Annotated in this window: 19 protein-coding genes and 1 riboswitch; of the genes, 15 read left to right on the top strand and 4 right to left on the bottom strand. The window is 36.6% G+C overall.

Annotated elements, in window-relative coordinates; all coding sequences use genetic code 11:
- Positions 1-544 precede the first annotated feature (544 nt).
- The 13 genes from BCR25_RS19715 (at position 545) to BCR25_RS19655 (ending at position 19,000) form a co-directional block, all read left to right on the top strand.
- Positions 545-1,717: a hypothetical protein gene (locus BCR25_RS19715; RefSeq protein WP_069665317.1), complete on the top strand. Its 1,173-nt coding sequence runs from the start codon at positions 545-547 to the stop codon at positions 1,715-1,717.
- Positions 1,718-1,731: 14 nt separating this feature from the next.
- A complete protein-coding gene (wsfD, locus tag BCR25_RS19710; protein WP_069665316.1) occupies positions 1,732-3,240 on the top strand; it encodes a glycan biosynthesis hexose transferase WsfD in 1,509 nt (502 codons plus the stop codon).
- The gene (locus tag BCR25_RS19705) at positions 3,230-4,816 is read left to right on the top strand and encodes a hypothetical protein (protein WP_069665315.1); all 1,587 of its coding nucleotides are present in this window, start codon (positions 3,230-3,232) and stop codon (positions 4,814-4,816) included. The genes wsfD and BCR25_RS19705 overlap by 11 nt, the downstream gene beginning before the upstream one ends.
- Positions 4,813-6,075, top strand: a complete 1,263-nt coding sequence (locus tag BCR25_RS19700) for a glycosyltransferase family 2 protein (protein ID WP_069665314.1) — start codon at positions 4,813-4,815, stop codon at positions 6,073-6,075. Before BCR25_RS19705 ends, BCR25_RS19700 begins: the two co-directional genes overlap by 4 nt.
- 14 nt (positions 6,076-6,089) lie before the next feature.
- Positions 6,090-8,165 (top strand): cellulose biosynthesis cyclic di-GMP-binding regulatory protein BcsB, encoded by a 2,076-nt coding sequence (locus BCR25_RS19695; protein WP_069665313.1) that lies wholly within the window; start codon positions 6,090-6,092, stop codon positions 8,163-8,165.
- On the top strand, positions 8,152-9,006 hold the full coding sequence (locus BCR25_RS19690) for a diguanylate cyclase (protein WP_069665312.1): 855 nt from the start codon (positions 8,152-8,154) through the stop codon (positions 9,004-9,006). The genes BCR25_RS19695 and BCR25_RS19690 overlap by 14 nt, the downstream gene beginning before the upstream one ends.
- A gap of 33 nt (positions 9,007-9,039) precedes the next feature.
- Positions 9,040-9,507 (top strand): hypothetical protein, encoded by a 468-nt coding sequence (locus BCR25_RS19685; RefSeq protein WP_069665311.1) that lies wholly within the window; start codon positions 9,040-9,042, stop codon positions 9,505-9,507.
- 246 nt (positions 9,508-9,753) lie between these two features.
- Positions 9,754-9,924: riboswitch (M-box (ykoK) riboswitch) on the top strand.
- Between the two features lie 166 nt (positions 9,925-10,090).
- The gene (locus tag BCR25_RS19680) at positions 10,091-10,741 is read left to right on the top strand and encodes an MgtC/SapB family protein (RefSeq protein ID WP_071879547.1); all 651 of its coding nucleotides are present in this window, start codon (positions 10,091-10,093) and stop codon (positions 10,739-10,741) included.
- A gap of 172 nt (positions 10,742-10,913) precedes the next feature.
- Positions 10,914-13,634, top strand: coding sequence for a magnesium-translocating P-type ATPase (mgtA, locus tag BCR25_RS19675; RefSeq protein WP_083242766.1), 2,721 nt, complete (start codon positions 10,914-10,916; stop codon positions 13,632-13,634).
- A 647-nt stretch (positions 13,635-14,281) separates the two neighbouring features.
- Positions 14,282-16,885 carry an ATP-dependent chaperone ClpB gene (gene clpB / locus BCR25_RS19670; protein ID WP_069665309.1) on the top strand — a complete coding sequence of 868 codons (2,604 nt, stop codon included), beginning with the start codon at positions 14,282-14,284 and terminating at the stop codon, positions 16,883-16,885.
- A gap of 161 nt (positions 16,886-17,046) precedes the next feature.
- On the top strand, positions 17,047-17,973 hold the full coding sequence (locus BCR25_RS19665) for a TMEM175 family protein (protein WP_069665329.1): 927 nt from the start codon (positions 17,047-17,049) through the stop codon (positions 17,971-17,973).
- 1 nt (position 17,974) lies between these two features.
- Positions 17,975-18,421, top strand: a complete 447-nt coding sequence (locus BCR25_RS19660) for a MarR family winged helix-turn-helix transcriptional regulator (RefSeq protein ID WP_069665308.1) — start codon at positions 17,975-17,977, stop codon at positions 18,419-18,421.
- Positions 18,422-18,595: 174 nt separating this feature from the next.
- The gene (locus BCR25_RS19655) at positions 18,596-19,000 is read left to right on the top strand and encodes an organic hydroperoxide resistance protein (RefSeq protein WP_069665307.1); all 405 of its coding nucleotides are present in this window, start codon (positions 18,596-18,598) and stop codon (positions 18,998-19,000) included.
- 144 nt (positions 19,001-19,144) lie between these two features.
- Here the strand turns inward: BCR25_RS19655 and BCR25_RS19650 are convergent, their stop codons facing one another.
- The 4 genes from BCR25_RS19650 to BCR25_RS19635 are packed head-to-tail and all read right to left on the bottom strand — an operon-like array spanning position 19,145 to position 22,008.
- Positions 19,145-19,498, bottom strand: a complete 354-nt coding sequence (locus BCR25_RS19650; protein WP_069665306.1) for a hypothetical protein — start codon at positions 19,496-19,498, stop codon at positions 19,145-19,147.
- Between the two features lie 29 nt (positions 19,499-19,527).
- The gene (locus BCR25_RS19645) at positions 19,528-20,202 is read right to left on the bottom strand and encodes a DUF2238 domain-containing protein (RefSeq protein WP_069665305.1); all 675 of its coding nucleotides are present in this window, start codon (positions 20,200-20,202) and stop codon (positions 19,528-19,530) included.
- 52 nt (positions 20,203-20,254) lie between these two features.
- On the bottom strand, positions 20,255-20,731 hold the full coding sequence (locus tag BCR25_RS19640; RefSeq protein WP_069665304.1) for a nucleoside 2-deoxyribosyltransferase: 477 nt from the start codon (positions 20,729-20,731) through the stop codon (positions 20,255-20,257).
- 56 nt (positions 20,732-20,787) lie between these two features.
- Positions 20,788-22,008, bottom strand: a complete 1,221-nt coding sequence (locus BCR25_RS19635) for a GNAT family N-acetyltransferase (protein ID WP_069665303.1) — start codon at positions 22,006-22,008, stop codon at positions 20,788-20,790.
- A 140-nt stretch (positions 22,009-22,148) separates the two neighbouring features.
- Between BCR25_RS19635 and BCR25_RS19630 the strand changes: the two genes are divergently transcribed.
- Both BCR25_RS19630 and lepA read left to right on the top strand, forming a co-directional pair.
- Entirely contained in the window at positions 22,149-22,763 is a 615-nt protein-coding gene (locus BCR25_RS19630; RefSeq protein WP_069665302.1) for a histidine phosphatase family protein, read from the top strand.
- A 167-nt stretch (positions 22,764-22,930) separates the two neighbouring features.
- Positions 22,931-24,766 (top strand): translation elongation factor 4, encoded by a 1,836-nt coding sequence (gene lepA, locus BCR25_RS19625; RefSeq protein WP_069665301.1) that lies wholly within the window; start codon positions 22,931-22,933, stop codon positions 24,764-24,766.
- Positions 24,767-25,333: the final 567 nt, after the last annotated feature.

Here is a 25,333-nt window from a genome sequence, read left to right as displayed (position 1 = left end):
CTTCAAGGTATTCCTTTACTATGTTCAATTTAAAATCTGCTTCATAAAAGTTCAAAAAAATGACCTCCCAAAGTTGTATTTTTCATGTACAACTTTTGGGGGTCACCTCAGAAACGTTTAACCCCGAGAAATAAGCCGAAATTCACGAAAATTGCCAAGCATCACAGTGAGTTTACGAGCTGATGATAATTGGTACCTACCTGGTGCTCTTCAAATTTTTGTGACCAAGTAGGTACTGTGCAACAATGTCTATCTGCGACGAGTCTTTGACGAGAAAGCATCAACTCGTTCCTCGTTGTGTTTTACAGCAATTTCAGCTTATTTTCGAAGGGGTTGTTTCTGCTTCCACCGTTTATTCGGATGTCAAGTGACTAGATTGTCACTCATAGAGTTATGTCCCAGATTCTTTTTTTTGTGAAAAAAAAAGATTCAATTTCAGACTCGTATAAAAAAGTGCAATTATTCAGAGCAACAAGCAAAAAATTCGCAATAAAAAAAAGAAATGTGTACACTAAAATCATAAAAACAACCGTTGAGGTGGACTATGAAAAAGATAATAATTCTTTTTACAAGCGTAATCTTTTTAGGGTTAGGTGCCTATTTCTTTGTGCTTAAATCAGCTCCTAAAAAGATTGAGGTCGACAAAGTAGAACCGAAATTAGAAAAGCTTATGACAACAGATGAAAAGAGTTTTGTTTCCAAAACACACAGGCAATCAAAGGACATTGAACAACGCAGAGATAATTTGAAATTTTTTATCGATTCGAAAATGCTGTTGTCAGGTGGTGGAATAGCCACAAATTACTTAGAAAGTCCAGAGACAACAGAAGTAGCGACAGGACATGAAATGTTGAGTGAGTCATCAGGTCTTTACCTTAGAAATCTAGAATTGACGGATACTAAAGGACGTTTTGACAGTTTTTATAAGGAGACTAAAAAAATCTTTTACGACAAAGTTCAATTCAGTTATCGGATAGATGAGCAGGGCAATAAATTCTCTGTAAATGCTTCTGTTGATGATTTGAGAATCATTCGGGCGCTACTCGGTGCTAGTGCAAGATTTGGGGCGGAAGACTACTCAAAAGAAATCGATACGCTAGCTAAAAATTTTATGAAAACGTCGATGGATGACAATATTTTGATCGATTTTTATGATGTTGAGCAGCAGAAAAAATCGACAAATACATCTTTATTTTATATTGATTTAAAAACGCTAGGGTATTTGTATAAAAAATATAATGTATCCGCGGATTATTTACAATACCACTATTCGCTTATCGAAAAAGGCTACTTATCCGATACCTTCCCTTTTTATCAAACTAGATTCAATCATAAAACAAATGACTACGAGAATACTGGGACGATCAATGTGATCGAGTCACTACTTACGATTCTGCATTTAGGAGAAGTCGGTCTTCAAAAACAAGAAAGTCTTGATTTTATTAAAGATCAAGTGGCAAAAGGTACATTATTTAATTCGTATGATCTAAATGGTGTTCCGGTTGATAAAAATCAATCAGCTGCCGCGTATGCCTTAGCAGCGCTGATCGGTGTTGTAACGAATGACCAAGAACTATATGATTCGTCGATCTTGATTTTGAATAATTTTCAAATTACTGATCCAACTAGTCTATTTTATGGCGGCTTTGGTAATAGCCGGACGAAAGAGGTCTTTTCTTACAATAATTTAATGGCTCTTTTAGCATATGATCAATAAGAGGGGTGAAAAGAGTGGCTAACGTTTTGCGTAAATTTCAAAGACTGCTTTACTTTTTTTCTAACTATATTTCTCCACCTTTATTCGCTGTCCTCGTCATAGGGATCATAACGAGTGTATTACTCTTTGTTCCGCCTATTAATGGGTTAGCAGATAATGGCAATTATCATCGTGTATTAAATGCTAGTGGGTTATACATCGCAAATGTAAAAGATTATTCATATTTAAATTACTTTCAAAAAGATTTTGCAATCATGCAATATTATAATCAAACATCAGCCCAATTTATATCTTCCCAACAGTTGTTTATTACTTTAGCAATTTGGCTGAATAAACTTTTTTTCAGTGCGAATCATTTCGATATTCGCTTTTTAGGTGCTGTGTACTTGTTGTTTTATTTACCAGGTATTTATTTATTCGTTCAGGGGTTAACTGTTGGTTTATCTAAAGGACGGAGTTACTTGATTGCTCTGTTTGTGATTTTTCTTTTGGGGGATACTTCATATACGATTTACTTCAATTCCTTCTATTTAGAAGCCACTTCATTTTTAGCCTCCCTCTATATAGTTGCAACAATCATTTATTTATATCGTACAAAAGAGTCTAGTAAAAGGGGACTGCTCTGGTTATTGCTGTTTGTCAGCACACTGATTCTTCTTAGCCTTGCAAAACGGCAGTTTGGGTTGATTTTCGGTATTGTTATTATCGGGTTGGGTCTATTTGCTTTTGCTAAAATAAGAGGAACACGTTTGATTTTAAGTGCGGTGTTAGCCACTTTCATTGGGCTTACTATTTTTGGAACGGTTTACGTGCCGAATACCATGCATGATATTGATTTATACCACAGTTTAACTAGAGGCGTTATGCTGGAAACTCCCACTCCAGGAGCAAGAATGCGAGAGGGTGGGATCAATCGACAATATGGATTAGAAAAAGGAACAACCTATTTTGATGAATATAGTCCAGTATCGCCTAAATCAACGCAAGTGAAAGAACAGTTTTTAGATAAAGCAGATTCACTTTGGGTAATCGTTGATTATATCAATCATCCGAATGAATTTAAACAGTTACTAGATATCGCCGTTCAAGACGTCTATTTTGTAAAGCCGTCTGAACTGGGTAATTATGAACAAGCAGTAGGAGGTGCACCAGCAGAGCAAACTCGCTTTTTTACTTTTTACAATCGAATCAAAGCGGCAGTCTATCCTAAATCATTTGGCTTTTATATTCTCTTTAGCATAGCGCTGATTGGTGTTTATGGTGTAGGTTTTTATAGAGGCATCAAAGAAAACAAACCTGCATTGATTGTTCGATTCTTTTTGATTCTGGGCTTTTTGGTCAATATGCTCCTTATTTTTTTATCCTCTGTGATTTTCAATGGTGATTCGGATTTAATACGATTATTATTTCTCGTTTCATTATATTTCGACCTTATTTCATTAGTACTTTGGTCAGATATTGTTGGCAAACGACTTTGGAATGATGAACCAGTTAGAAAGGAGGAACGAATAAATGAGGCGTAGTTATAGACTAGCACTTATTATCAGTTGTTTATTCATGACAGGTTGTTTTCTGTTTAAAACTGTTGAGGCAGCTGAAAAAGAGCAACGTATTTTACTTGTATATGATAGTTTGAATATCGCAGAAAACAAACAAAATGACTTGGATGCGTTGCAGCGTTTATTAACAAGTTATGGTGTAACCATTCAAACGATAGAGGAAGACGACTATCTAAGTAGAATGCTCTTTGAACAAGAGTTTACAGGTGTTATAACCATGATCAATTGGTCAGACAAAGGTTTAAATCAACAATTTGTTAAAGATCGATCGAGCTTTACCGGTAAAAAGCTTCATATTGGCTCTAATGTAGCATTAGATGAACAGCAGCTGTTTTCGGGTAAATGGCAGGAATTGAGCCATCGGCAATTCACTTTGGAAGATGAGAAAGAAAATTATTCTCAAATTCTTAGCTATAAAGATCAGACGACGGTTTTAAAAGATACTGCTGGAAAGAGTATGGGACAGTTGAGAACGCAGGAAATTGATCATCAAGTTGTTCCCTTTGCTGTCTTAGAAAACGGACATGGGTTTTTGCCGTTTTTTGATCGAAAAGGAGCTGTTTTCTTAAAGAGTGCGGAACTGATCGGTGCATGGTTGGGGATTGAACAATCCTATAGTCCAGTGCTAACGATTGCTGATTTGAATCCAATGAAAGATATGGGTGTGGCTTCAACATTCCAACAAGCCTTAACAAAAGTGAACACGCCTTACATTGTTTCAACGACAAGTGTCAATCAAAACAATACAACAAAACCATATAATGTTTTTACAGATGTCCTTAGATCATTTGAATCTGGGGCAGGAGTCATTTTTTTAGAGATGCCGGTCGTTAATAATGTGAATTTGAATGATGATCACGCTTTATCACAGCTATTGGAACAGCAAATCAGTTTATTAGTCGATCGAAATGTTTTTCCTGTAGGCTTTTCAACCTACGGTTATTGGAATCAAGATGCTCAATACCAAGCAGATGGGTTGAAAATAAGCAACACGATCATACTAAGAGAAAATCCTTCAATAGAGGATCAGTATTATCGAGCGAAAACGAATAACTCGGAGCGTTTTGGCACAGCTTTCTATGATTTTCCTTATGACTATTTAGCTGGAATAACATGGAATGTAAACGGTAGTAAAGCTACTTATCAATTTCCGATGCCTGTAACATTAAGTTTTTCATTTCCTGACACTGAAAAAGAAATAAATACGATCATTAACAATATTTCCAAGTCTCCTTTGAATTTCTATGTTGTTGGTCAAAAAAAGATTCAATTTGATATTCAAACACAAACTCAACATATCCAACTACTCAACAGACGAAGATATCTGAATGGTAAGCTGGTCAATTCTTTTAATAATGTGCCAAATACTACTGTATCAGGAGCTGTATTTAAAGGACAGTTTGCTCGGTTTTTTAATGTCACTAATGTTGTCTTGATTGTTTTCGTGATCACAACAATTTTGATTTTGGGCGTCTTGTTTGGGTTTGGTCGTAGAAATTATCGTTCTAAATACATTCAGAAAACGGGGAAAAATAAATGACAATAGCTGATGGAATAATGTTGGCGGCAACGATTATTATATGGTCACTGCTGCTGGTAAATATTGTACTGGTGATTTTTGGGTATATCTATTATCTAAAGACGGACCAACTTGAACCACCTAAATTGAAAGAAGGAGAAGTTCCTTTTGTTTCAATCATGGTGCCCGCTCATAATGAGGGAATAGTGATTGTTCGAACAGTTGAAGCCTTATTGAATTTCAATTATCCAGCTGAGCGATACGAAGTGATTGTTATTAACGATAACTCGAGTGACAATAGTGCAGAATTATTAGATGATTTGAAAAATGACTATCCTTTACGAAATTTGAAAGTCATCAATACAGATGCAGTAACAGGGGGGAAAGGAAAATCCAATGCACTAAACATTGGCTTTAAAAAAGCGAAAGGTGAGGTCATTGCAATTTATGATGCTGATAATACACCGGAAGCCAATGCATTGACGTATTTAGTTGCTGAACTAATGGATGGCGATGAATATGGTGCGGTTATTGGTAAGTTTCGAACACGAAATAAGGACACGAATCTCCTTACTCGATTTATTAATATTGAAACATTAGCTTTTCAGTGGATGGCTCAAGCAGGCAGGTTTGAATTGTTCAAATTGTGTACGATTCCCGGAACCAATTTTGTTGTCCGCAGATCGATTATTGAAGCGATCGGGGGCTGGGATGACAAAGCGTTGGCTGAAGATACTGAAATTAGCTTTCGCATTTATATGATGGGGTACAAAATTAAATTTCAACCGAAAGCCGTGACGTGGGAGCAAGAACCACAAACCTTGTCTGTTTGGTTCAGACAACGCACACGCTGGGTGAAAGGCAATATTTATGTCATCGTCAAGAACGCTAAATTGATTTTCCATCCAAAAGCGAAACGAATACGTTTCGATATTTTGTATTTTCTATCGATTTATTTTTTACTAATGACTTCTTTAGTTCTATCAGATATTATGCTAGTCCTCTCTGTATCAGGCTATCTAAGAACGACACTAGAGGGATTCAGTAATTCCCTATGGCTGTTAGCGGTCTTATTATTTATCTTTAGCACCTACGTTAGTATCTCTACTGAAAAAGGCGAGATGAAAATGCAAAACGTTTTAATTATCGCACTGATGTATATTACCTACAGTCAAATGTGGTTGGTCGTTGCAGCATATGGAATGTTTATGTATATCAAGGAATCTGTGTTCCACAAGCAGACACAAACAAAATGGTATAAAACCGAGCGATTCAAATAAGGAGAATGTTAATTATGAAAAAGATGTTAATTACCTTCATCAGTTTTTTTAGTCTATTATTTGTATTGAATAGTCGAACAGTGCACGCGGAAACACTGGAACAGGAAAATCATACATTCACTCAGCCTTTTCAAAATCCAACGATCTCTCTTACCGGGACTTCTGTTAAGGCGACGATGTATTTTACAAAGATCGATTATTGGGATGTAAAAAAAGCGTCTCTGAATCTAAAATATCAAATCACTCAATTAGAGAACTCTCAATATTCCGACATAACTGTGGCAGTCAATGGAGTGAAATTTTTCTCATTCAGACCAGAAAATGCGGCAGAAATTCAAGAAGAGGAAATTACAATTCCCCTTGATTTGCTGCAGGATACAAATACCTTAACTGTTGAGGGGCAAATCATTAATCGGTCCGACGATGATTCTTATCGTTTGATTGAAACTCCTGCAAATTGGTTGACGATTTATGAAGGCTCTAATGTGAATTTTCAATACGATTTGATTTTACCCGAAGCCAGTATTCATTCCTTTTATAATCATTTTGTCGGAGCAGATACAATAGCAAATAAACACAACGTGATTTTGGTTCCTGCCGATGCTTCTGAAAAAGAATTGTCAGCGGCAACCTATGCTCTAGCTGGAATTTCTAGAATCATCACAACAAAAAGTGAATTGATCCAATTAGAGTCATTAAAAGAAACGCACGAACAGCCTTATCAATTAATCATAGGCTTATACGACAAAATTCCAGAAGAATATCGTAAACAAATCGATGGAGCAAAGCTGGAAGACGAAGCTATTTTGAAACGCTTTGAAAAAGATGGCAAACATATCTTGATCGTAACCTCTAAAAGTGAAGAGCTGTTGATCCGAACAGGTCGATATATTGGAAATGAAGAATTGATGACACAAACTGAAAAATCGGAAAAACAAATCACCAAATCAACACAGACCTTTACTTCATCATTAGAATTTGACGGAACTTATCCGTTAACATCAAATGGCGATAAACTAAATGGGATGAATCATCAAGAGCAGGTGTATTTTGTCAATTTACCAGTTGATCGAAACAATGCTGATGGAAGTTCAGTCCATTTAAATTTTAAGTATGCGGATAATTTAGACTTTGACAATTCCTTGATCACGGTCTCAATCAATGATCGTCCGATCGGTAGTAAGCGACTAAGTGCGGCTAAAGCAAATGGTGATGATTTTTTAATAGATTTCCCTAAAGATTTGGGCATTACAGATAGTTTTGTGTTGAAGGTCAGCTTCGATTTAGTGCTTAAAAACTCTGAAAATAGTAGAAGCAATCAAACGCCGTGGGCTTATATCGAAAACACGTCAAACGCCTTTATTAAAACGCAAGAGCTTGATACGATGCTATTTACAAATTATCCGAATATGTTCATCAAAAGTCAGTCTTTTGCTGATTTAGGCATTGTTTTACCTGAAAAAATGAATAAGGACTATTTTAAGGCGATCACCAATATCTTCAATTTGATTGGAAATTACGCACAAAGTAATGTTGGCGAGATTACCTATTACAAATCTAAACCTAAAGAGTCAGATTTAGCGAAGCATAGTTTGATCGTTTTAGGAACGCCTGAAGATAATGCATTGATCAAATCCTTGAATGACGAATTATTTTTTACCTACGACAAGTCATTTTCAACGTTTATATCAAATGAGAAATTAAGTATAGAAGAAGATTATGGCAAGCGTATCGGAACGGCTCAACTATTGTTTTCTCCATATGAATCAAAAGCTGCAATGCTGGTTGTAACAGGTACGACCTCCGAAAATGTTTTCTTAGCATCCACTCAACTAGCTACTGAAAAAAATACATCGACTTACAAAGGAGATGCATTGGTAGTAGACAATAATTATAAACGCTACGATTATCGATTCAAAAAAGAAGTCAGTCAGTCACAACAAGAAAACTTAGGTCAACGAATCATCAATAATCAAAAATTGAGCATTTATATGGTCATTTTCTTGTTGGTTGCTATAATTATCGGTTTGTCAACGTTCTTCATTTTGAAAAAAGATGCAAAAGGGGTGAATGATGATGAAATTGAATAAGCGCTATGTCAGTACGATTATGGATTTATCGCTGTTATTTTTTATCGGATTGGTTTCAATCACTGCTATTTTTGTCAGCTTAGGGAATAATGGCTTTTTTATAGATTTAGTCAGTTTGCTGATCACGTTGATTCTTGTGATCATCACTTATTTCACTGGGATTGTACCTGGATTGATTTTTACGATGATTTTCATTTTCGCCCAGTTAGTTTATGTTACGTATCAGTATGTTTTTATGAATCAGTTTAGTTATTCATCGTTATTTTGGCTGATTATTCCGCCACTCTATTGTTTAAGTATTTTTTTGATCACTTATCAAGTGCGATTGCTGGAAAAAGAAAATGAAAAATTGAAAAGAAATAGCGTTCAGTACAACGCTCTAGATGCAGAGACACAGCTAAGAACACTGACCTTATATGAAAGTGATTTTTCAATGTTTGTTGACATGTCAGAACGTTTTGACGCCGATCTTTATACAGTAGTCATACGTATTCGTTATTGGGATAGTTTGAAGAAATTAATGACAGATGAACAAACTAAAGAACTCTTGGGAATGGTTACGGCACTCTTCAAAGAAAGCTCAAAGCAAAGTGTCAGTCTATATATGGTCAATCAAGTAACGCCAACTTGGAGCTCATATACCTTCTCAACAAACGAGTCCTTACGTATTTTTCGTGATCTGCTGAAAGAACGCTTCTTAGAAGAGCTGGAAAAATCAGTGACTTTAAAAAACTTGACGATCGATTTATTGATTGCACAAGCAAAATATGATCCAAATGAAATAAAATCAGCATCCGAATTTCTCTCTGAAGGTTTGAATGGACTTCAATATGATGTCTAGTTATAATAAAGTGTAGAAATTGGAGGTCATTCAATGAAAAAAATTGTACTCACTTTTATCACAATCGTTGCAGCGATTTCTTTAGCAGCGTGCACTGGAAACAAAGAAAAATCAAGTACATCAAAAAATGGAGAAACAGCTATGAGTAGTCAAGACAAGCAAACCGCAAGCACAAATACCAGTAGTAAAGAACAGACAGAATCTATTTTTACTGCTGCTTTAGTGGAGGATGCCAAGCAAAATGAAACTGTGGATCAATCGATTCGTCTTGTGTTAAATAAAGTCGAAGCAGTTGAAGATCCAGAAAAAATCATCGGTATGATGAAAAATGATGGGGTTATCCTAAATGTTACGAAAGACCAACTCGCTGATGGTATTACTGAGGAGCAGTTGAAGGCAGGCGACACTATTCGCTTTACTTTAACTGGACTCCCTGCAATGTCAATGTCGATTCCACCTCAAATTGTTGGAAATGCTGTCTTTAAGGTTGAAAAAATCTAATTTTTTTCGAAGAAAGAACCGCTGTTGTTTTCACTATTTATTCGGATTTTAGGTGAACAGGTTATGACTCGTTGAGTGATATATTAACTTCCTAAAGTCCGAATAAACGGTGCTGAAAAATCAATTTTTTCGAAACGAGATATTTTTGTCTCAAACGTATTATTTTAAGTTCCCTAAATAAAGTCATTGATAAAATTGTTGACAGTTGATTTCAAATGATGGTATAGTCTTTCGTGTAAGATAACTAAATAGATTTGTTAGGTGAGGCTCCTATACAAACACAGGCTACTGCCCAAAAACATCGAGAGATGCCAATGGGTAGAACAGGGATTGTCGATTACAAGGCTTTTCATAAGGTAGCTAAAAGCTCTGCTTTTTACGTTGTATAGTGCCAAAACTCAACGACTAGATCATGCAGGCTTTTTTTTGTGCGCATATTTATGACCTTTCGCTGAGTTTTGGCGAAAGGTTTTTTGCTTTGAAATAGTCCTGGTGGCGGGTTTACAGGGCGAGCAGGATACCGATTACCAAATAAAATCTGTTAAGAAAGGAGCAAAAGAATGACTTTTTAATCAATGTATTTATGAGTATTTTTGCAGGAATGATTATTGGGATTGAAAGACAGTGGCGCAAAAAATTGGCTGGGATGCGCACGATGACATTGGTCACATTTGGTGCTTGCTTGTTTGTCTCATTATCAACATTTATTGAGCAAGACAGCAGTCCAACTAGAATAGCGGCTCAAGTTGTTAGTGGGATTGGTTTTTTAGCTGGCGGTGTGATCTTACGAGATGGATTTAGTGTAACTGGAATCAATACTGCAGCAACCTTGTGGTGTTCAGCTACTATCGGCAGTTTGATTGGCGCAGGTTTTACAATGGCAGGCATGATTTGTGCTGTTGTTATTATGATGGTCAATATTTTGCTGAGGAATCTATCATACAAATTAGATGGATTCGTACCGCAAGATCTTGCCCATTCTGAATCAACGCACTATCTTTTTGTCATAACTAGCAACAACAATGAAACGATTCTTAGGACAGCAATTTTGCAGCTATTGGATCGCTACGGTTTAGACTTTAACAAATTTTCTTGTACGGATTTAGCAGACAAAAAGGTTCGTTTATATCTAGAAATAGAGACAGCAACAAATAGTGAGCTCGCTATGAAGGCAATCGTATCTGAATTATCCCAATTACCAGAGATCATCGAGGTCAATCAATTAACAGACTAGCCAAATAAAGAAATGAACGAACACAAGTTAAAGGAGGTGGAAACAAATGGATGACAGTAGTCGAAGGCGTAAGGGCTTGATTCCAAAGGAAATAATAGCTAAACAAAACGATTTATTATTGTCTATTTGTTTCTATGGATAACCATATTCTCGTTTAGCAGCATTTCTTTTTATCAGCCTAAACTCTAAAAAAAGCAAACAAAGAGTTAATTTTAGGAAGAAGGCGAAAGTAATGGAAAAAAGAGCAGTATTAAACAAAAAAAACAATCAGTCCTATGAATATTTTGCACGAAACTCAGTAGAAACTATTTTGACGTTATTAAAATCTTCAAAAAGAGGATTGACGCATCAACAATCAGTACTTGCCAGAGAAAGCTATGGGGAAAACGTAATCACTCAAGGCAAAAAGAATTCTATGATTATTGAAATCTTAAAAGCATACATTACACCATTCACGATCGTACTGATCACTTTGGCAATCATTTCTTTTATCACTGACTATGTGATTGCAGCACCAGAAGAACGTGACTTGGTTGGTGTGATTATTATTGTGGTAATGGTTTTGATCAGTGGTACGATGACGTTGATCCAATCAGTTAAATCAAATCAAGCAGCGGAAAAATTAAAAAATATGGTCAAGGTAACTGCAACGGTGCTTCGTAGACAAAAAGCAATTGAACTGCCAATCGAAGACATCGTCTGCGGTGATATTGTCAAACTGTCCGCAGGAGACTTGATTCCAGCAGATATCCGTTTAACTAAAACGAAAGATCTATTTGTCTCCCAATCCGCAATGACTGGGGAATGTTATCCTGTAGAGAAAAAAGCGGATTACCAATTAGTTAAAGAAGCCATGGAAACAGACTATGAGAATATTGTGTTTATGGGAAGTAACGTCATTAGTGGAAGCGCAGAAGGAGTTGTTTTCTCTGTAGGTGACAATACATTGTTTGGTAAGGTTGCGAAAGATGTATCTGAAAAAAATCCACAAACAAATTTTGAAACAGGTATCAGTAAAACTTCATGGCTATTGATTCGTTTTATGCTTGTGATGGCACCAGCAGTTTTTCTAATCAATGGGTTGACTAAAGGTGATTGGTTCGAAGCCTTTCTCTTCGGGTTATCTGTTGCAGTTGGGTTAACACCTGAAATGTTACCGATGATCGTTACAACAAATCTTGTCAAAGGTGCTTCAAGTATGGCAAAAAAAGGAACGATCATCAAGAATCTGAATGCGATTCAAAATTTTGGGGCTATTGATGTTTTATGTACAGATAAGACAGGAACGCTGACACAGGATAAAATTATTTTGGAATATCACTTAGATTGTGCTGGAAAAGAAGATGCTCGTGTCTTGCGTCATGCATTTTTTAACAGCTATTATCAAACTGGTTTGAAAAACTTGATGGATGTTGCAATTATTGATGCGGCTAAAAAAGAACTATCAATTGAGTCTGAAGATTATCGCAAAGTAGATGAAATTCCGTTTGACTTTAAACGTCGAAGAATGAGTGTTGTTATCGAAGACCGCAAAGGAAAAACACAGATGATCACTAAAGGTGCTGTTGAAGAAATGCTTGAAATTTCTAGCTATGTTGATTATCAAGGAACAGTCACACCTCTAACGAAAAAAATAAAAAATGAGCTCCTAAAAACAGTGGAAAGACTGAATGAAGAAGGCTTACGAGTATTAGCAGTTTCACAAAAAACAAATCCAGCCAGTGTCGATGAATTTTCTGTATCTGATGAGCATGAAATGGTTCTGATTGGTTATCTAGCCTTTTTAGATCCGCCAAAAGAGACGACCAAAGCAGCACTAGAAGCACTAGCAAAACATGGCGTAGGTGTAAAGGTGTTAACAGGAGATAATGCTTTAGTGACGAAATCCGTCTGTAAACAAGTTGGTTTGGCAAATGAACAAATGGTGACAGGAAATGAAGTTGCAAAGATGAACGATGTTGAATTGAAAACAATCGTTGAGAAATACAATATTTTTGTTAAGTTGACACCTCAGCAAAAAACAAGGATCGTTGAAACCTTAAGAGCTGCTGGACATACCGTCGGTTTTATGGGAGATGGGATTAATGATGCACCAGCAATGAAGGAGGCAGATGTAGGTATTTCTGTCGATACTGCAGTTGATATTGCCAAAGAATCTGCTGATGTGATTCTATTAGAAAAAGATTTGATGGTTTTAGAACGTGGTCTATTGGCAGGAAGAACAACATTTGGCAATATTATGAAATATGTTAAAATGACAGCTAGTTCCAATTTTGGCAATATGTTTTCCGTAGTTATTGCGAGTATCTTTTTACCATTTTTACCGATGTTGCCATTGCAACTATTGTTCTTGAATTTGATTTATGATATTTCTTGTATGTCCATACCTTGGGATCATGTTGATAATGAATATTTAGATACGCCGAAAAAATGGGATTCTTCCAAAATCGGTTCATTTATGAAATGGTTGGGACCAACTAGTTCTGTCTTTGATATTACAACATATTTATTCATGTATTTTGTTATCTGTCCTCAGGTGATCGGTGGAAATTATCATGAACTAGCTCCAGCACAACAAGCCGCTTTTATTGCTGTTTTCCATGCTGGTTGGTTTATCGAGTCTCTTTGGTCTCAAATGCTTGTGATTCATACGTTGCGGACACCAAAATTACCGTTTATTCAAAGTCGAGCATCGTTCATTTTAACAACAATCACTTCTTTGGGAATAGTAGTAGGAACAGTTTTGCCATTCACAGCTTTCGGACGAAACCTAGGTTTATCTGTCTTACCAGCAAATTACTTTGTATTGTTAGGCATTACGATTTTTGCCTATTTATTCTTAGTGATGATTGTTAAAAGCTTTTATGTTAAACGGTATGGAGAATTGTTATAAAATTGTTCTTGATTGGGAGGTAACGTCACGATTTTAGTTAAATGTAAATAAACCATGAGACTCAATGTGTGACTTTCCAATCTTAAGTGAATTGTGCCAAAGTAAACCTTTTATAGTGACCTCAAAAAATTAGTTTTGGTCTGATTTTTTTGAGGCACTATTTTTCTATTCATTTTGCCTGCATAACAGTTGCTAAAATTGCCTATTGCGTTATCATAAAAATAGATAAAGAAAGAGATGGATTTCGTTTGACCTTTACTGACCAAAAGAGTATAATTATTGCGTAAGGTCAAAGTAGGTCAGTCTTTAGACCTTGAAAAATAGGACAAAAGATGTACTGCTTTTTTGAAAAAGAAACGGTACTATTTATATAGCTGCCTAGATCAGTTTTTACTGACTAGCTTCTCAGACCAACTCTTTGGAAAAAAGATAAACTCTGTAAGTGACTAAGAACGTCACAGACTGATTTTCCTATTTTTCGTCAGAGTTAAACGGTCTGATCAGCTTTTATGTTATCTAGCTTCTCAGACCAACTCTTTGGAAAAAAGATAAACTCTGTAATTGACCAAGAACGTCACAGACTGATTTTCCTATTTTTCATCAGAGTTAAACGGTCTGATCAGCTTTTAAAATTAGGAGGTAATTCTATGAATATTGAAAAAATGACTTCTACGTTACAAGAAGCGATTGCTGAAGCGCAGCAGATCGCAGTTGCTCGTCGTCATCAAGAAATCGATATTGCTCATTTATGGAAAATTTTTCTACAGCCGAATCATTTTGGTCGGAATTTTTATACAGATGCTGGTGTTGATGTTGATGCGTTTGAGCGTGAGGTAGATCATGCGCTTGATGAATATCCAAGTGTTCAAGGTGGTAATGTTCAATATGGTCAAAACATGAGCCAAAATCTGTTTAACTTGCTAGGTGAAGCCGATAAACTAAGAGAATCGTTTCAAGATGAATTTTTGGCAACAGAAATCGTGATTTTAGCATTGATGAAATTGAAAAACTATCGCTTGACGAAATATCTAACAAGTCAAGGAATCACTGAAAAGGAATTGCGTAAAAACATTGAAGACATGAGAGGAGGAGATCGTGTGACTTCTCAAAATCAAGAAGAACAATACAAAGCACTAGAAAAATATGGGGTAGATTTGGTTCAGCAAGTTAAAAGCGGTAACCAAGATCCAATCATTGGACGTGATGAGGAGATTCGAGATGTGATTCGAATTCTTTCACGTAAAACAAAAAATAATCCAGTGTTGATCGGTGAGCCCGGCGTTGGTAAAACAGCAATCATCGAAGGCTTAGCCCAACGGATCGTTCGCAAAGATGTACCTGAAAATCTAAAGGACAAAACGATTTTTTCATTAGATATGGGTGCGTTGATTGCCGGCGCTAAATTCCGTGGCGAATTTGAAGAACGGTTAAAAGCTGTGTTAAAAGAAGTGAAGAAAAGTGACGGTCGTATTATACTTTTCATTGACGAAATTCATAACATCGTAGGTGCTGGCAAAACAGAAGGTAGTATGGATGCTGGAAACTTGTTAAAACCAATGCTTGCTCGTGGTGAGCTACATTTGATCGGTGCTACAACGTTGGATGAATATCGTCAATATATGGAAAAAGACAAGGCCTTAGAACGGCGTTTCCAAAAAGTTTTAGTAAAAGAACCAACCGTTGAAGATACGATCAGTATTTTACGTGGACTAAAAGAACGTTTTGAAATTCATCATAGCGTGAATATCCATGATAATGCATTAGTCGCAGCTGCAACTTTATCAGATCGTTACATTACAGATCGTTTCTTACCAGATAAAGCTATCGATTTAGTCGACGAAGCGAGTGCAACGATTCGGGTTGAAATGAATTCAATGCCGACAGAACTCGACCAAGTAACACGTCGATTGATGCAATTAGAGATCGAAGAAGCAGCATTGAAGAAAGAGTCCGATGATGCTAGTAAAAAGCGTTTGAACGCTTTACAAGAGGAATTAGCAGATCTTCGTGAAGAAGCCAATGCGATGAAGATGCAATGGGAAACAGAAAAAGAAGAAGTCAATGCTGTCAGTAATAAACGTGGAGAAATCGATAAAGCCAAACATGAACTAGAAGATGCTGAAAACAATTATGATTTAGAAAGAGCAGCTGTGCTTCGCCATGGTACGATTCCCCAATTAGAAGAAGAACTAAAACAACTTGAAGCTAAAAATGCGAAAGATAACGTTCGTATGGTACAAGAAGCAGTGACTGAAAATGAAATTGCACAAGTGGTCGGTCGTTTAACTGGGATTCCTGTGACCAAGTTAGTTGAAGGTGAACGGGAAAAATTAATGAAATTAAACGAAACCCTGCATAAACGCGTTATTGGTCAAGATGAAGCAGTAGATGCGGTAAGCGATGCTGTGATTCGTTCACGAGCTGGTCTGCAAGATCCAAACCGCCCATTAGGCTCCTTCCTATTTTTAGGACCAACAGGTGTTGGGAAAACAGAACTAGCTAAAGCTTTAGCCGAGGACCTCTTCGATTCAGAAGATCACATGGTTCGAATCGATATGAGTGAGTATATGGAAAAACATAGCGTGTCTCGTTTAGTTGGAGCGCCTCCAGGATATATCGGTTACGAAGAAGGCGGTCAATTAACCGAAGCCGTTCGTCGCAATCCATATACAATCGTCTTATTAGATGAAATCGAAAAAGCACATCCTGATGTGTTCAACATTTTACTCCAAGTATTAGATGATGGTCGCTTGACCGATTCTAAAGGACGGGTTGTTGATTTCAAAAATACGGTCTTGATCATGACAAGTAATATTGGCTCTCAACTGTTGCTTGAAGGAGTGACTTCAGAAGGAACCATTCCAGAAGAAGTAGAAGAGCAAGTAATGACGATTCTGCGTGGTAAGTTTAAACCGGAATTCTTAAACAGAATCGATGATACTATTTTATTCACGCCATTAAGCTTGGAAAATGTCAAAGGCATCATTGGAAAAATGACTGCTCAATTAGCAAAACGGTTGGAGCATCAAGAAATTGAATTAGTGATTTCTGATGAAGCAAAAACATGGATTGCAGAGAGTGGCTATGATCCCGCATATGGTGCCCGTCCGCTGAAACGTTTTATCACAAAAGAATTAGAAACACCATTAGCAAAAGAAATCGTTTCAGGAAGAGTTTTGCCAAAAACAAAAGTAACGATCAGTCTGTTGAACAATCAACTAGTTTTTGAAAATGAAGCCTTGGAAGACTGATCAAGAGAGAGAAAAGAAGTGTTAAGACTTTTGCAGGATCGTGGACTAGCAAACAAAGCTGTGTTCACGATCCTCTTTTTTGATTCAAAAAGATTGCTAAAATTCATTTTTGCTATAAAATAATGAAGAGTAAATCGATTGGAGTGATCACTTTGGAGAAAATGAAGGAAAGAGTCGTCATGCTCGGAGATGCGATCATAGCGATCATCATTACGATCATGGTACTAGATCTGCCTATAAAGCTAACTCAGTCTGGCAATATTGAAATGGAATTGTTGCTTCGTGCTATTGGCATTTACTTTATCAGCTTTTGTTTTGTTGGAAATTTATGGTATCAGACTGCTCAAGTGTTCAATCTAGTAGAAAAAATCAAAAATAAGGATTTCGTAGTCTATATGATCTTGATGTTTTTCCTTTCTCTTGTACCTGCTTTTACTAGACTCTTGATTGAAGATACGAATAGAGAAATTGTTTTGATGTATGGATTATTGACCTTTATCGTCACGATCTTTTTACAAATTTTACTTAATTCGCTAGAACAGCAAATCAATGAAAATAAAAAGGTCGATGAAGGGATTCAAAAGAAAATCAGAGTAAAGCATCGTGGCGCTTTTATTTTTAGGATTTTTATCTTGATTTTAGCCTATTTTTATCCGCAATTAGGTTTAATCGTTTACCTTGGACTACCAATTTTCGGCTTTTTACAAAATATCGTTACGCATGAAGAAGACATTTATGTAGAACAAATGAACGATGAACAAAAGCATTATTATTTTCAGTCACAAAATCAACCATGGGAAAATGGCTTCCAAAAATATTCAGCTTTATTACGTTCATCGATGAATAATGCACAAGGTGCACAAAGAGATCCAAAATGGTGGCAGCAATTCAATAAGCAATGGCAAATCGAAGTAGAGCGCAAAATCAATGAAATCGATGAAGAATTAGTGAAGACCACAGATCCTTCTCAAAAGGATCATTTAGAACATAAGAAAGAAAAATTGATCACTCAAAGGCAGCAAATCGACGATTATACAAAAATGATTACGAACAAAGACCAAAGACCAAGACAGTCAAAAGAGGGATAATATGGAAAAAAAGACAAGAAAGCTGGAAGAACAACTATGTTTTTCCTTACAAACGGTATCAAAGCAGTTCAATAGAATGTACACAAAAGCATTGAAACCATTTAAACTGACCTATCCGCAATATTTAGTTTTACTTGTATTATGGGAACATTCAGATCAGCGAATCACAGATCTTGGTGAAAAATTAGCGTTGGACACCGGAACATTGACTCCTATGTTGAAAAGAATGGAGAATAATGGGTTTATCCATCGCAATCGTTTCGCTGAAGATGAACGGACTGTCATAATTTCTCTTTCAGAAAAGGCGATCCAGTTGGAGCAGGAAATTTATGAAAAGGTAGAAGGCTGCTTGACACAATTATCTGTAGAAGGATCGGATTATTTTACATTGATCAAGCAGATCAATAATCTGAGTGTACAGATTGCCCAAATCACTCACAATGATTAGCTTGAGCCTATTGATATCAAGCAACAAGGATCAAAATAGTTGTGTTTTATGACCGACTTTTTGTTTGAAAGGTGATAAATCTATAAGCAAAGTAATGTACTTATCTAAAAATGTTGTGTACAATTTAATTGTATGATAGATATATGCACAACGAATCGATAGGAGGAAAACAACATGAAGAAAATTTACTCAACAACAATCATTAATACTGGCGGAAGAGAAGGTGAAGTGTATTCACCAGATAAATCTTTCAGCTATCAAGTGACATCTCCTGGGCCACATAAGGAAAACAAAACAAATCCAGAACAATTATTTGCCGCTGCCTACAGTTCTTGCTTTAATAGTGCCTTGGAACTAGTGATGGGACAAAAAAACATTCACTCAAAAAGTACTGTAAAAGCAACAGTTTCACTATTTAGTGATGAAGAAACAGGATTCCAAGTTGGGGTCGTATTGTCTGTTAAAATTGATGATGTAGATCATGCAACAGCAGAAGAATTAGTAAAAGCAGCTCATGAAGTTTGTCCTTATTCAAAAGCAACAAAAGGTAATATTTCAGTAGAGTTAGAAGTAGAATAAAACGATATAAATGAGAAATAGCCAGAAAACCACAAAAGCTGAAAGAACGGCTTTTGTGGTTTTCTGGCTATTTTTAAAAGATTTTGCCGTTTCATCAGATTTAAATTTCAACCAAAACTGGATTTTAATATTTTCCTAGATTTTTTAGTCGAAGTTTAAAAGAAGTAAAGCTGCGGCCGCAGCTCCGTCGTCATCTCCACTATAAGTTCCGATTGTTTCAGTTGAAAGCATACCAGTCTTTTTATAGATTTTCCCGTTGGCGTAAGAACCAACTCTTTCATTTGCGAAAGCCCCAGTTTTACGATAGATTTTTCCATTTCCGTATGATCCAATTGTTTCATTTGATAAAAATCCAGTTTTACGGTAAATTTTCCCATTGCTGTACGAACCAACTTTATCACTCGACAATAAGCCCGTTTTCTTATAAACACTACTTGAGTCATAGGAACCGATTTTTTCACTCGAGAGCATACCTGTTTTTTTGTAAATTGAAGCCAAATGATCATCTCCTTTTTTTACGTGCAGAATTAGTTCGCTTTTCTAAATGCATAGGCTTTAAAATAATCAGCATCGTGTCGTTTAAAAAAGCTATAAACAGTTAAAATCAAAGCGCCGATCGTATTTGTCAATAGATCTCCCATCGTATCCATCAAAGCGGCGCGACCGACATAGGGTTGTCCAGCTTCTGTCATATAACGCTGTAAGTTCATATTTCCGATAGAATCACAAATGAACTCCCAAAACTCCCAAAAAACACCACATAAACCAGCAAAGGCAAACCCCATAATAATGAACAACCAAGGACTGATTTTAGAAAAATCCGTCTCTTTTAAACAATAGCCGATAATTGCATAGCCCACTGCCACTAAAAGTATAGGACTGACTGCATGTAAAATTTTATCCCAAAATGGAATAACAATGATCAAACGCAGCCCAGTACCAAGAAATACAGCAATCCAAATAAAAAACCAGTAATAAAGGCGAACCATTTTTGGAAAAATCAAACCAGTGAACCTTGTAAAAATGAATGGAACAAAGATCACAGCAATACCAGCAACCATTTCAGCTGCTAGTAATACGTATTGTTCCGTAGGCTGTACCACAAAAATCTTCACGATATTAACGAGTAACGTAATAATTCCGAAAATGAGCAAAAAGTAAAATGCTCTTTTTTCTTGTCGATCTTCAAATTCAATAGCCATAAAATCTCCTCCAAAATCTTCTCTTTTAGAAAGGTAGAGCTAAGTTTTTCAACTAATTTAACTGATCTTGAATCAATGATAAAAAGGATTGTTCATCTGTTGTGATTGAACCATTCAATTTTAACAAGCCGACAGTATAAAGGTTTAAGTAGTGGAATTGATTTTCTGCAGTATTGTTTAACGCAGTCAGTTTTTTGTGATTGTCCGCTCCTTGCTGCCGAGTATCTGTATATAATCCAATCATTGGAATATTTTTGGCATAAGCGACCCCAATTTCCGAAGCTACACCTGCATCGATGACCGCGCCGTCCAAGACAGCAACCAAGAGATCACTTTCGAGAACTTTTTGTGTATCAGCAAGTGCAATCATCTGACTGTCAGCATAGGCAGTTTTATCATTTATCGCACCATTTTCCTGCGGCAAATAAACATGGATAGAATGGTCTAAAGCACGGATTTTTTCTACTAAATACTCATTATAACGTAAGTCTGCTTGAGCAAACATTGGGCCTGCAAAATAAATTTTCATGTCAAAGTTCCTCCAATAATCATCTAAGTTAATTAATCTGCATTAAACAAGTCTTATCAAAAATAATCGCTGAAATAAGCTTCTTGATCAGGGAAAATTCGTTCTAACGATTTTAAAGTTTCTTTATCAGTATTCAAACGTTCAATTCGATGAAGATACGTTGGTCTACGGTAATTCATCAAAAGAGAAGTTAAGGTCTGAATATCGATCGTGACAGGATGTCCCAATGGTTCGTTTGAAACACTCACTTGATCGTCTTCATCCCAAATCAAGCTGAAAATGCCATTGTTCCATTCTGCGACAGGATCACTAACTACAAAGTGAAATGGTTTTGCGGTGCTAGAATATGGATAAGCAAGCAGCATTTCCTTCACATCTACGATTCTCGCCATAAAATAAGGTTCAATAGTCTCTTTGATCTGACTGTCATCTAATAAAAAGGCAAGAGGTTCGTTTTTGTATATATCGCCCGTCACCCAATAGACCATTGAGAAATGAGCGGAAACGAAATTCCATAAGCCATTACGAGCTTCTTGATTGATATAAAACATTTCCTTGATATGAAAGACTTCTTCTGCGACCCAGTAAAACAAAACCCCTAAAGGTTCTTGATTTGCCCCATAATAGACTGCGGCAGTTCGTTCATCTTCATTTTCAAAACGCCAGTATTCTTCCCAGTTGAATTCGCTACGGATCAATGCGCCGTGGTTTTGACGAGCAAATTTTGCATAGACCGTAAAAACATCCTCATGATCTACGCTCACACGCTCAACCATACCAGGAACACTGACTTGTTTAGGTAACTGAGTATCACGAATTTTAAATGACAACTTGTCGGACATGATTTCCCAGCCTTTTCTACGGTAATAAGGGATATTGTAAGGATATAGATAAGAGATCCATTGTTTATCTTCCCGCATATTTTTAAGAGCTAAATGAATCAAGTCCTGCATAAGTCCGTGGTTAGCGTATTCAGGATAAGTCCCGACACCAGTGACACCGCCCATTTTGAATAATGTACCATGAATATTTACCTCACAGGGATAAATCGCAATCTGTGAAATCAGTTTGTCCTCATGGAACCAGCCAAAAACTTTTGACTGTTCTAAAATCGGCTGCTTAGACTTGATCAATTCTTTTTTACTTTCATAGCCGCTTTCTTCCAAATCAGCTTCTGTGAATTGAAAGACGTAACTCAACAATTCGTTGAATTGGTCTACATATTTTTCATCAACAACTTTTAATTCTAAATTTTCTCTGAACTCGTTTTGGTCCATTTTTCCATCTCCAATTAGTTTACTATGTCCAGTATATCAAAAAAAACAGAATATACAGAGTATTTGCTTATTAAAAAAGAGTTAAGATTGATTGCGTAATGTTCATTTTATGCTACGCTAGCATAAGAGGAGTTGGTATCGTGAAGAAAAAAATCTATTTATTAAGACATGGAGAAACGACCTACAATAGAAAAGGCATCTACCAAGGAATTCTTGATTCTCCTTTGACTGAAGTCGGCAAACAGCAGGCGCAAACAAATGGATTTCTTTTAAAGCGAAAGTTGATAGCAGTTGCGGATCAAGAAATCATGTTTGTGTCGAGTCCATTAGAAAGGGCGCTGCAAAGCTCAGCACTCATCCAGAAAATACTTAATAGAAACTCATTGACGCTCATTACAGACGAGCGTTTGAAGGAAGTCAATATTGGACGATGGAATGGTAAAAACAAAGAACAAATTCAACAAGTTCATCCTACAATTGACTGCGATGCGTTTAACTGGTATTTTAACTCTCCAGATGGAGAAAGTCTGTTCGAGGTAAAAGAACGTTGTAATGATTTTATAAGAGACTTGACAGAAATAGAGGCGGAACATGTAATTATCATGGCGCATGGTCTTTTCGGTCGAGTATTTAGAGGCTGTTTATTAAATTTAAGCAATGAAGAGCTGTTACGTCTTGATGTACCTCAAACTGGTTTTTTCATGATAGAAAAGCAGCACGTCCTATTTATTACCAATCAGTTTGACGATTTTTAATCCTGAGTTGATTAGAGCAGTCGGAATGTGGAAAGTTCTTTAATTCTAAGTAAATCCTTGCTATAATGGTAAGTGCTGATTGAAAAAGATCGGAGCGATGAGCATAGGATATCTCGAATTATATGCATCGCTCATTTAGCTTTTTATTAAAGAAATGAGGACAATAAATGAATATAAATGACATGAAACAAAGACAAGAGAAAATTCGTAATTTTTCCATTATTGCCCATATTGACCACGGAAAATCAACACTTGCTGACCGTATTTTAGAAAAAACGAATACCGTTACTACTCGTGAAATGCAGGATCAGCTGTTAGATTCCATGGATCTTGAAAGAGAACGCGGAATTACGATCAAGTTGAATGCTGTCGAACTTACGTATACTGCCAAAGATGGTGAAACATACATTTTTCACTTGATCGATACCCCTGGACACGTGGATTTCACCTATGAAGTGTCTCGGAGTTTGGCTGCTTGTGAGGGAGCTGTTTTAGTTGTTGATGCGGCGCAGGGAATCGAAGCTCAAACCTTAGCGAATGTGTATCTTGCATTGGATAATGATTTAGAAATTTTGCCTGTCATCAATAAAATCGATTTACCTGCGGCTGATCCTGAACGTGTTCGTAAAGAAATCGAAGATGTGATCGGCATTGATGCTAGTGAAGCTGTGCTAGCAAGTGCAAAAGCAGGGATCGGGATTGAAGATATTCTAGAGCAAGTCGTTGAATATGTACCAGCACCAACAGGAGATCTAGAGGCACCATTAAAAGCGTTGATTTTCGATTCTGTTTATGACAGTTATCGTGGTGTTGTGTTAAACGTTCGTGTAATGGACGGTGTCGTTAAGCCAGGAGATAAAATCCAAATGATGAGTAACGGCAAAACCTTTGATGTGACAGAGGTTGGGATCTTTTCACCAAAAGCTGTAGCACGTGACTACTTAATGGTAGGGGATGTAGGTTACATTACTGCCAGCATTAAAACGGTACAAGACACCCAAGTCGGAGATACAGTAACATTAGCAGAGAACCCTGCTCAGGAGGCATTGCCGGGCTACCGTAAAATGAATCCAATGGTTTATTGCGGACTCTATCCAATCGATAATTCTCGTTACAACGATTTGCGTGAAGCACTTGAAAAGTTACAGCTAAATGATGCAGCCTTGCAATTTGAGCCAGAAACATCTCAAGCATTAGGCTTTGGTTTCCGCTGCGGCTTTTTAGGGTTACTTCATATGGATGTCATTCAAGAACGTTTGGAACGTGAGTTTAATTTAGACTTGATTACAACTGCACCTTCAGTTATCTATCGTGTTAATAAAACAGATGGCTCACAAGTGGTTGTTGACAATCCAGCTGATTTCCCAGAACCAGTAACAATCGATTCAGTAGAAGAACCTTTTGTTAAAGCGCAAATCATGGTACCTAATGATTATGTTGGTGCTGTGATGGAACTGTCTCAGCGCAAACGGGGTGAGTTTGTCACAATGGACTATTTGGATGACTATCGTGTGAATGTGGTGTATGAATTGCCTTTATCGGAAATCGTCTTTGATTTCTTTGATAAATTAAAGTCAAGTACGAAAGGCTACGCATCTCTTGACTATGAAATGTCTGGTTATAGAACCAGCCGACTAGTGAAAATGGATATTCTATTGAATAGTGAAAAAGTCGATGCATTAAGCTTTATCGTGCATAGAGATTTTGCTTATGAGCGTGGAAAGGCAATCGTTGAAAAGCTTAGAAAATTAATTCCAAGACAACAATTTGAAGTACCGATTCAAGCTGCTATCGGTCAAAAAATCGTTGCTCGTTCAGATATTAAAGCGTTGCGTAAAAACGTATTAGCGAAATGTTACGGCGGAGATGTTTCCCGTAAGCGTAAATTATTAGAGAAACAAAAAGAAGGTAAAAAACGAATGAAACAAATTGGTTCCGTTGAAGTTCCGCAAGAGGCTTTCATGGCAGTTCTGAAAATGGACGAGGATGAACCGAAGAAATAGCTAGGTTTTAATAAGTTTTTTTCTCAAAAATTGAATAAAAATTGCCACCGGTTTGCCGCCAGTGGCTTTTTTTGTGGCAAATTAGTTGTCCTTCTGCCGTAGTTTTTCCATGATATCAACTGTCTCATTTCTTATTTTGTCAGTCATGTGTGAATAAGTGTCCATTGAAATTTTGAAGTAAGATTTATTTTTAAGGAGTGGAATAGATGAGAGATGATTACGGCTGCCTGATGTGTCCAGCGTGCGATGACGAATTGGATGAAAACTGATATTGTGAAGAAAGTAGTAAAACATGGACAAAAAAAGAATTAGACGATCGTTTAGAAAAAGACTAGGATGCAAGGCTAGTATTGGAAAAAGAGCAGCATCCAGAGTAGTTCAAATAAAAAAGCCTAGAGTCACAACTCTAGGCACCACGCTTAAGAACTCTAAGTCCGAGCGGTGATCACTCGTAAATAGTGTATCAAAGATATAGCGAAATTTCAAATAGATTTTAGGGAGTAGATACAGTTATCTTGCTTCGTTTAAAAGTCTTTCTGCATGACTGCGACTAATGATGATTAAGGA

The sequence above is a fragment of the Enterococcus termitis genome (assembly GCF_001730305.1).
In the GTDB taxonomy this organism is placed as follows: Bacteria; Bacillota; Bacilli; order Lactobacillales; family Enterococcaceae; genus Enterococcus_L; species Enterococcus_L termitis.
Note: the sequence above shows the minus strand (reverse complement) of the source record. Positions and strands in the feature narration are given on the sequence as shown.

Coding starts and splice junctions, on each gene's coding strand:
- BCR25_RS19715 (WP_069665317.1), top strand. CDS start 545: ATGAAAAAGATAATAATTCTTTTTACAAGCGTAATCTTTTTAGGGTTA.
- BCR25_RS19705 (WP_069665315.1), top strand. CDS start 3,230: ATGAGGCGTAGTTATAGACTAGCACTTATTATCAGTTGTTTATTCATG.
- BCR25_RS19700 (WP_069665314.1), top strand. CDS start 4,813: ATGACAATAGCTGATGGAATAATGTTGGCGGCAACGATTATTATATGG.
- BCR25_RS19695 (WP_069665313.1), top strand. CDS start 6,090: ATGAAAAAGATGTTAATTACCTTCATCAGTTTTTTTAGTCTATTATTT.
- BCR25_RS19690 (WP_069665312.1), top strand. CDS start 8,152: ATGAAATTGAATAAGCGCTATGTCAGTACGATTATGGATTTATCGCTG.
- BCR25_RS19685 (WP_069665311.1), top strand. CDS start 9,040: ATGAAAAAAATTGTACTCACTTTTATCACAATCGTTGCAGCGATTTCT.
- BCR25_RS19680 (WP_071879547.1), top strand. CDS start 10,091: ATGAGTATTTTTGCAGGAATGATTATTGGGATTGAAAGACAGTGGCGC.
- clpB (WP_069665309.1), top strand. CDS start 14,282: ATGAATATTGAAAAAATGACTTCTACGTTACAAGAAGCGATTGCTGAA.
- BCR25_RS19665 (WP_069665329.1), top strand. CDS start 17,047: ATGAAGGAAAGAGTCGTCATGCTCGGAGATGCGATCATAGCGATCATC.
- BCR25_RS19660 (WP_069665308.1), top strand. CDS start 17,975: ATGGAAAAAAAGACAAGAAAGCTGGAAGAACAACTATGTTTTTCCTTA.
- BCR25_RS19655 (WP_069665307.1), top strand. CDS start 18,596: ATGAAGAAAATTTACTCAACAACAATCATTAATACTGGCGGAAGAGAA.
- BCR25_RS19645 (WP_069665305.1), bottom strand. CDS start 20,202: ATGGCTATTGAATTTGAAGATCGACAAGAAAAAAGAGCATTTTACTTT.
- BCR25_RS19640 (WP_069665304.1), bottom strand. CDS start 20,731: ATGAAAATTTATTTTGCAGGCCCAATGTTTGCTCAAGCAGACTTACGT.
- BCR25_RS19635 (WP_069665303.1), bottom strand. CDS start 22,008: ATGGACCAAAACGAGTTCAGAGAAAATTTAGAATTAAAAGTTGTTGAT.
- lepA (WP_069665301.1), top strand. CDS start 22,931: ATGAATATAAATGACATGAAACAAAGACAAGAGAAAATTCGTAATTTT.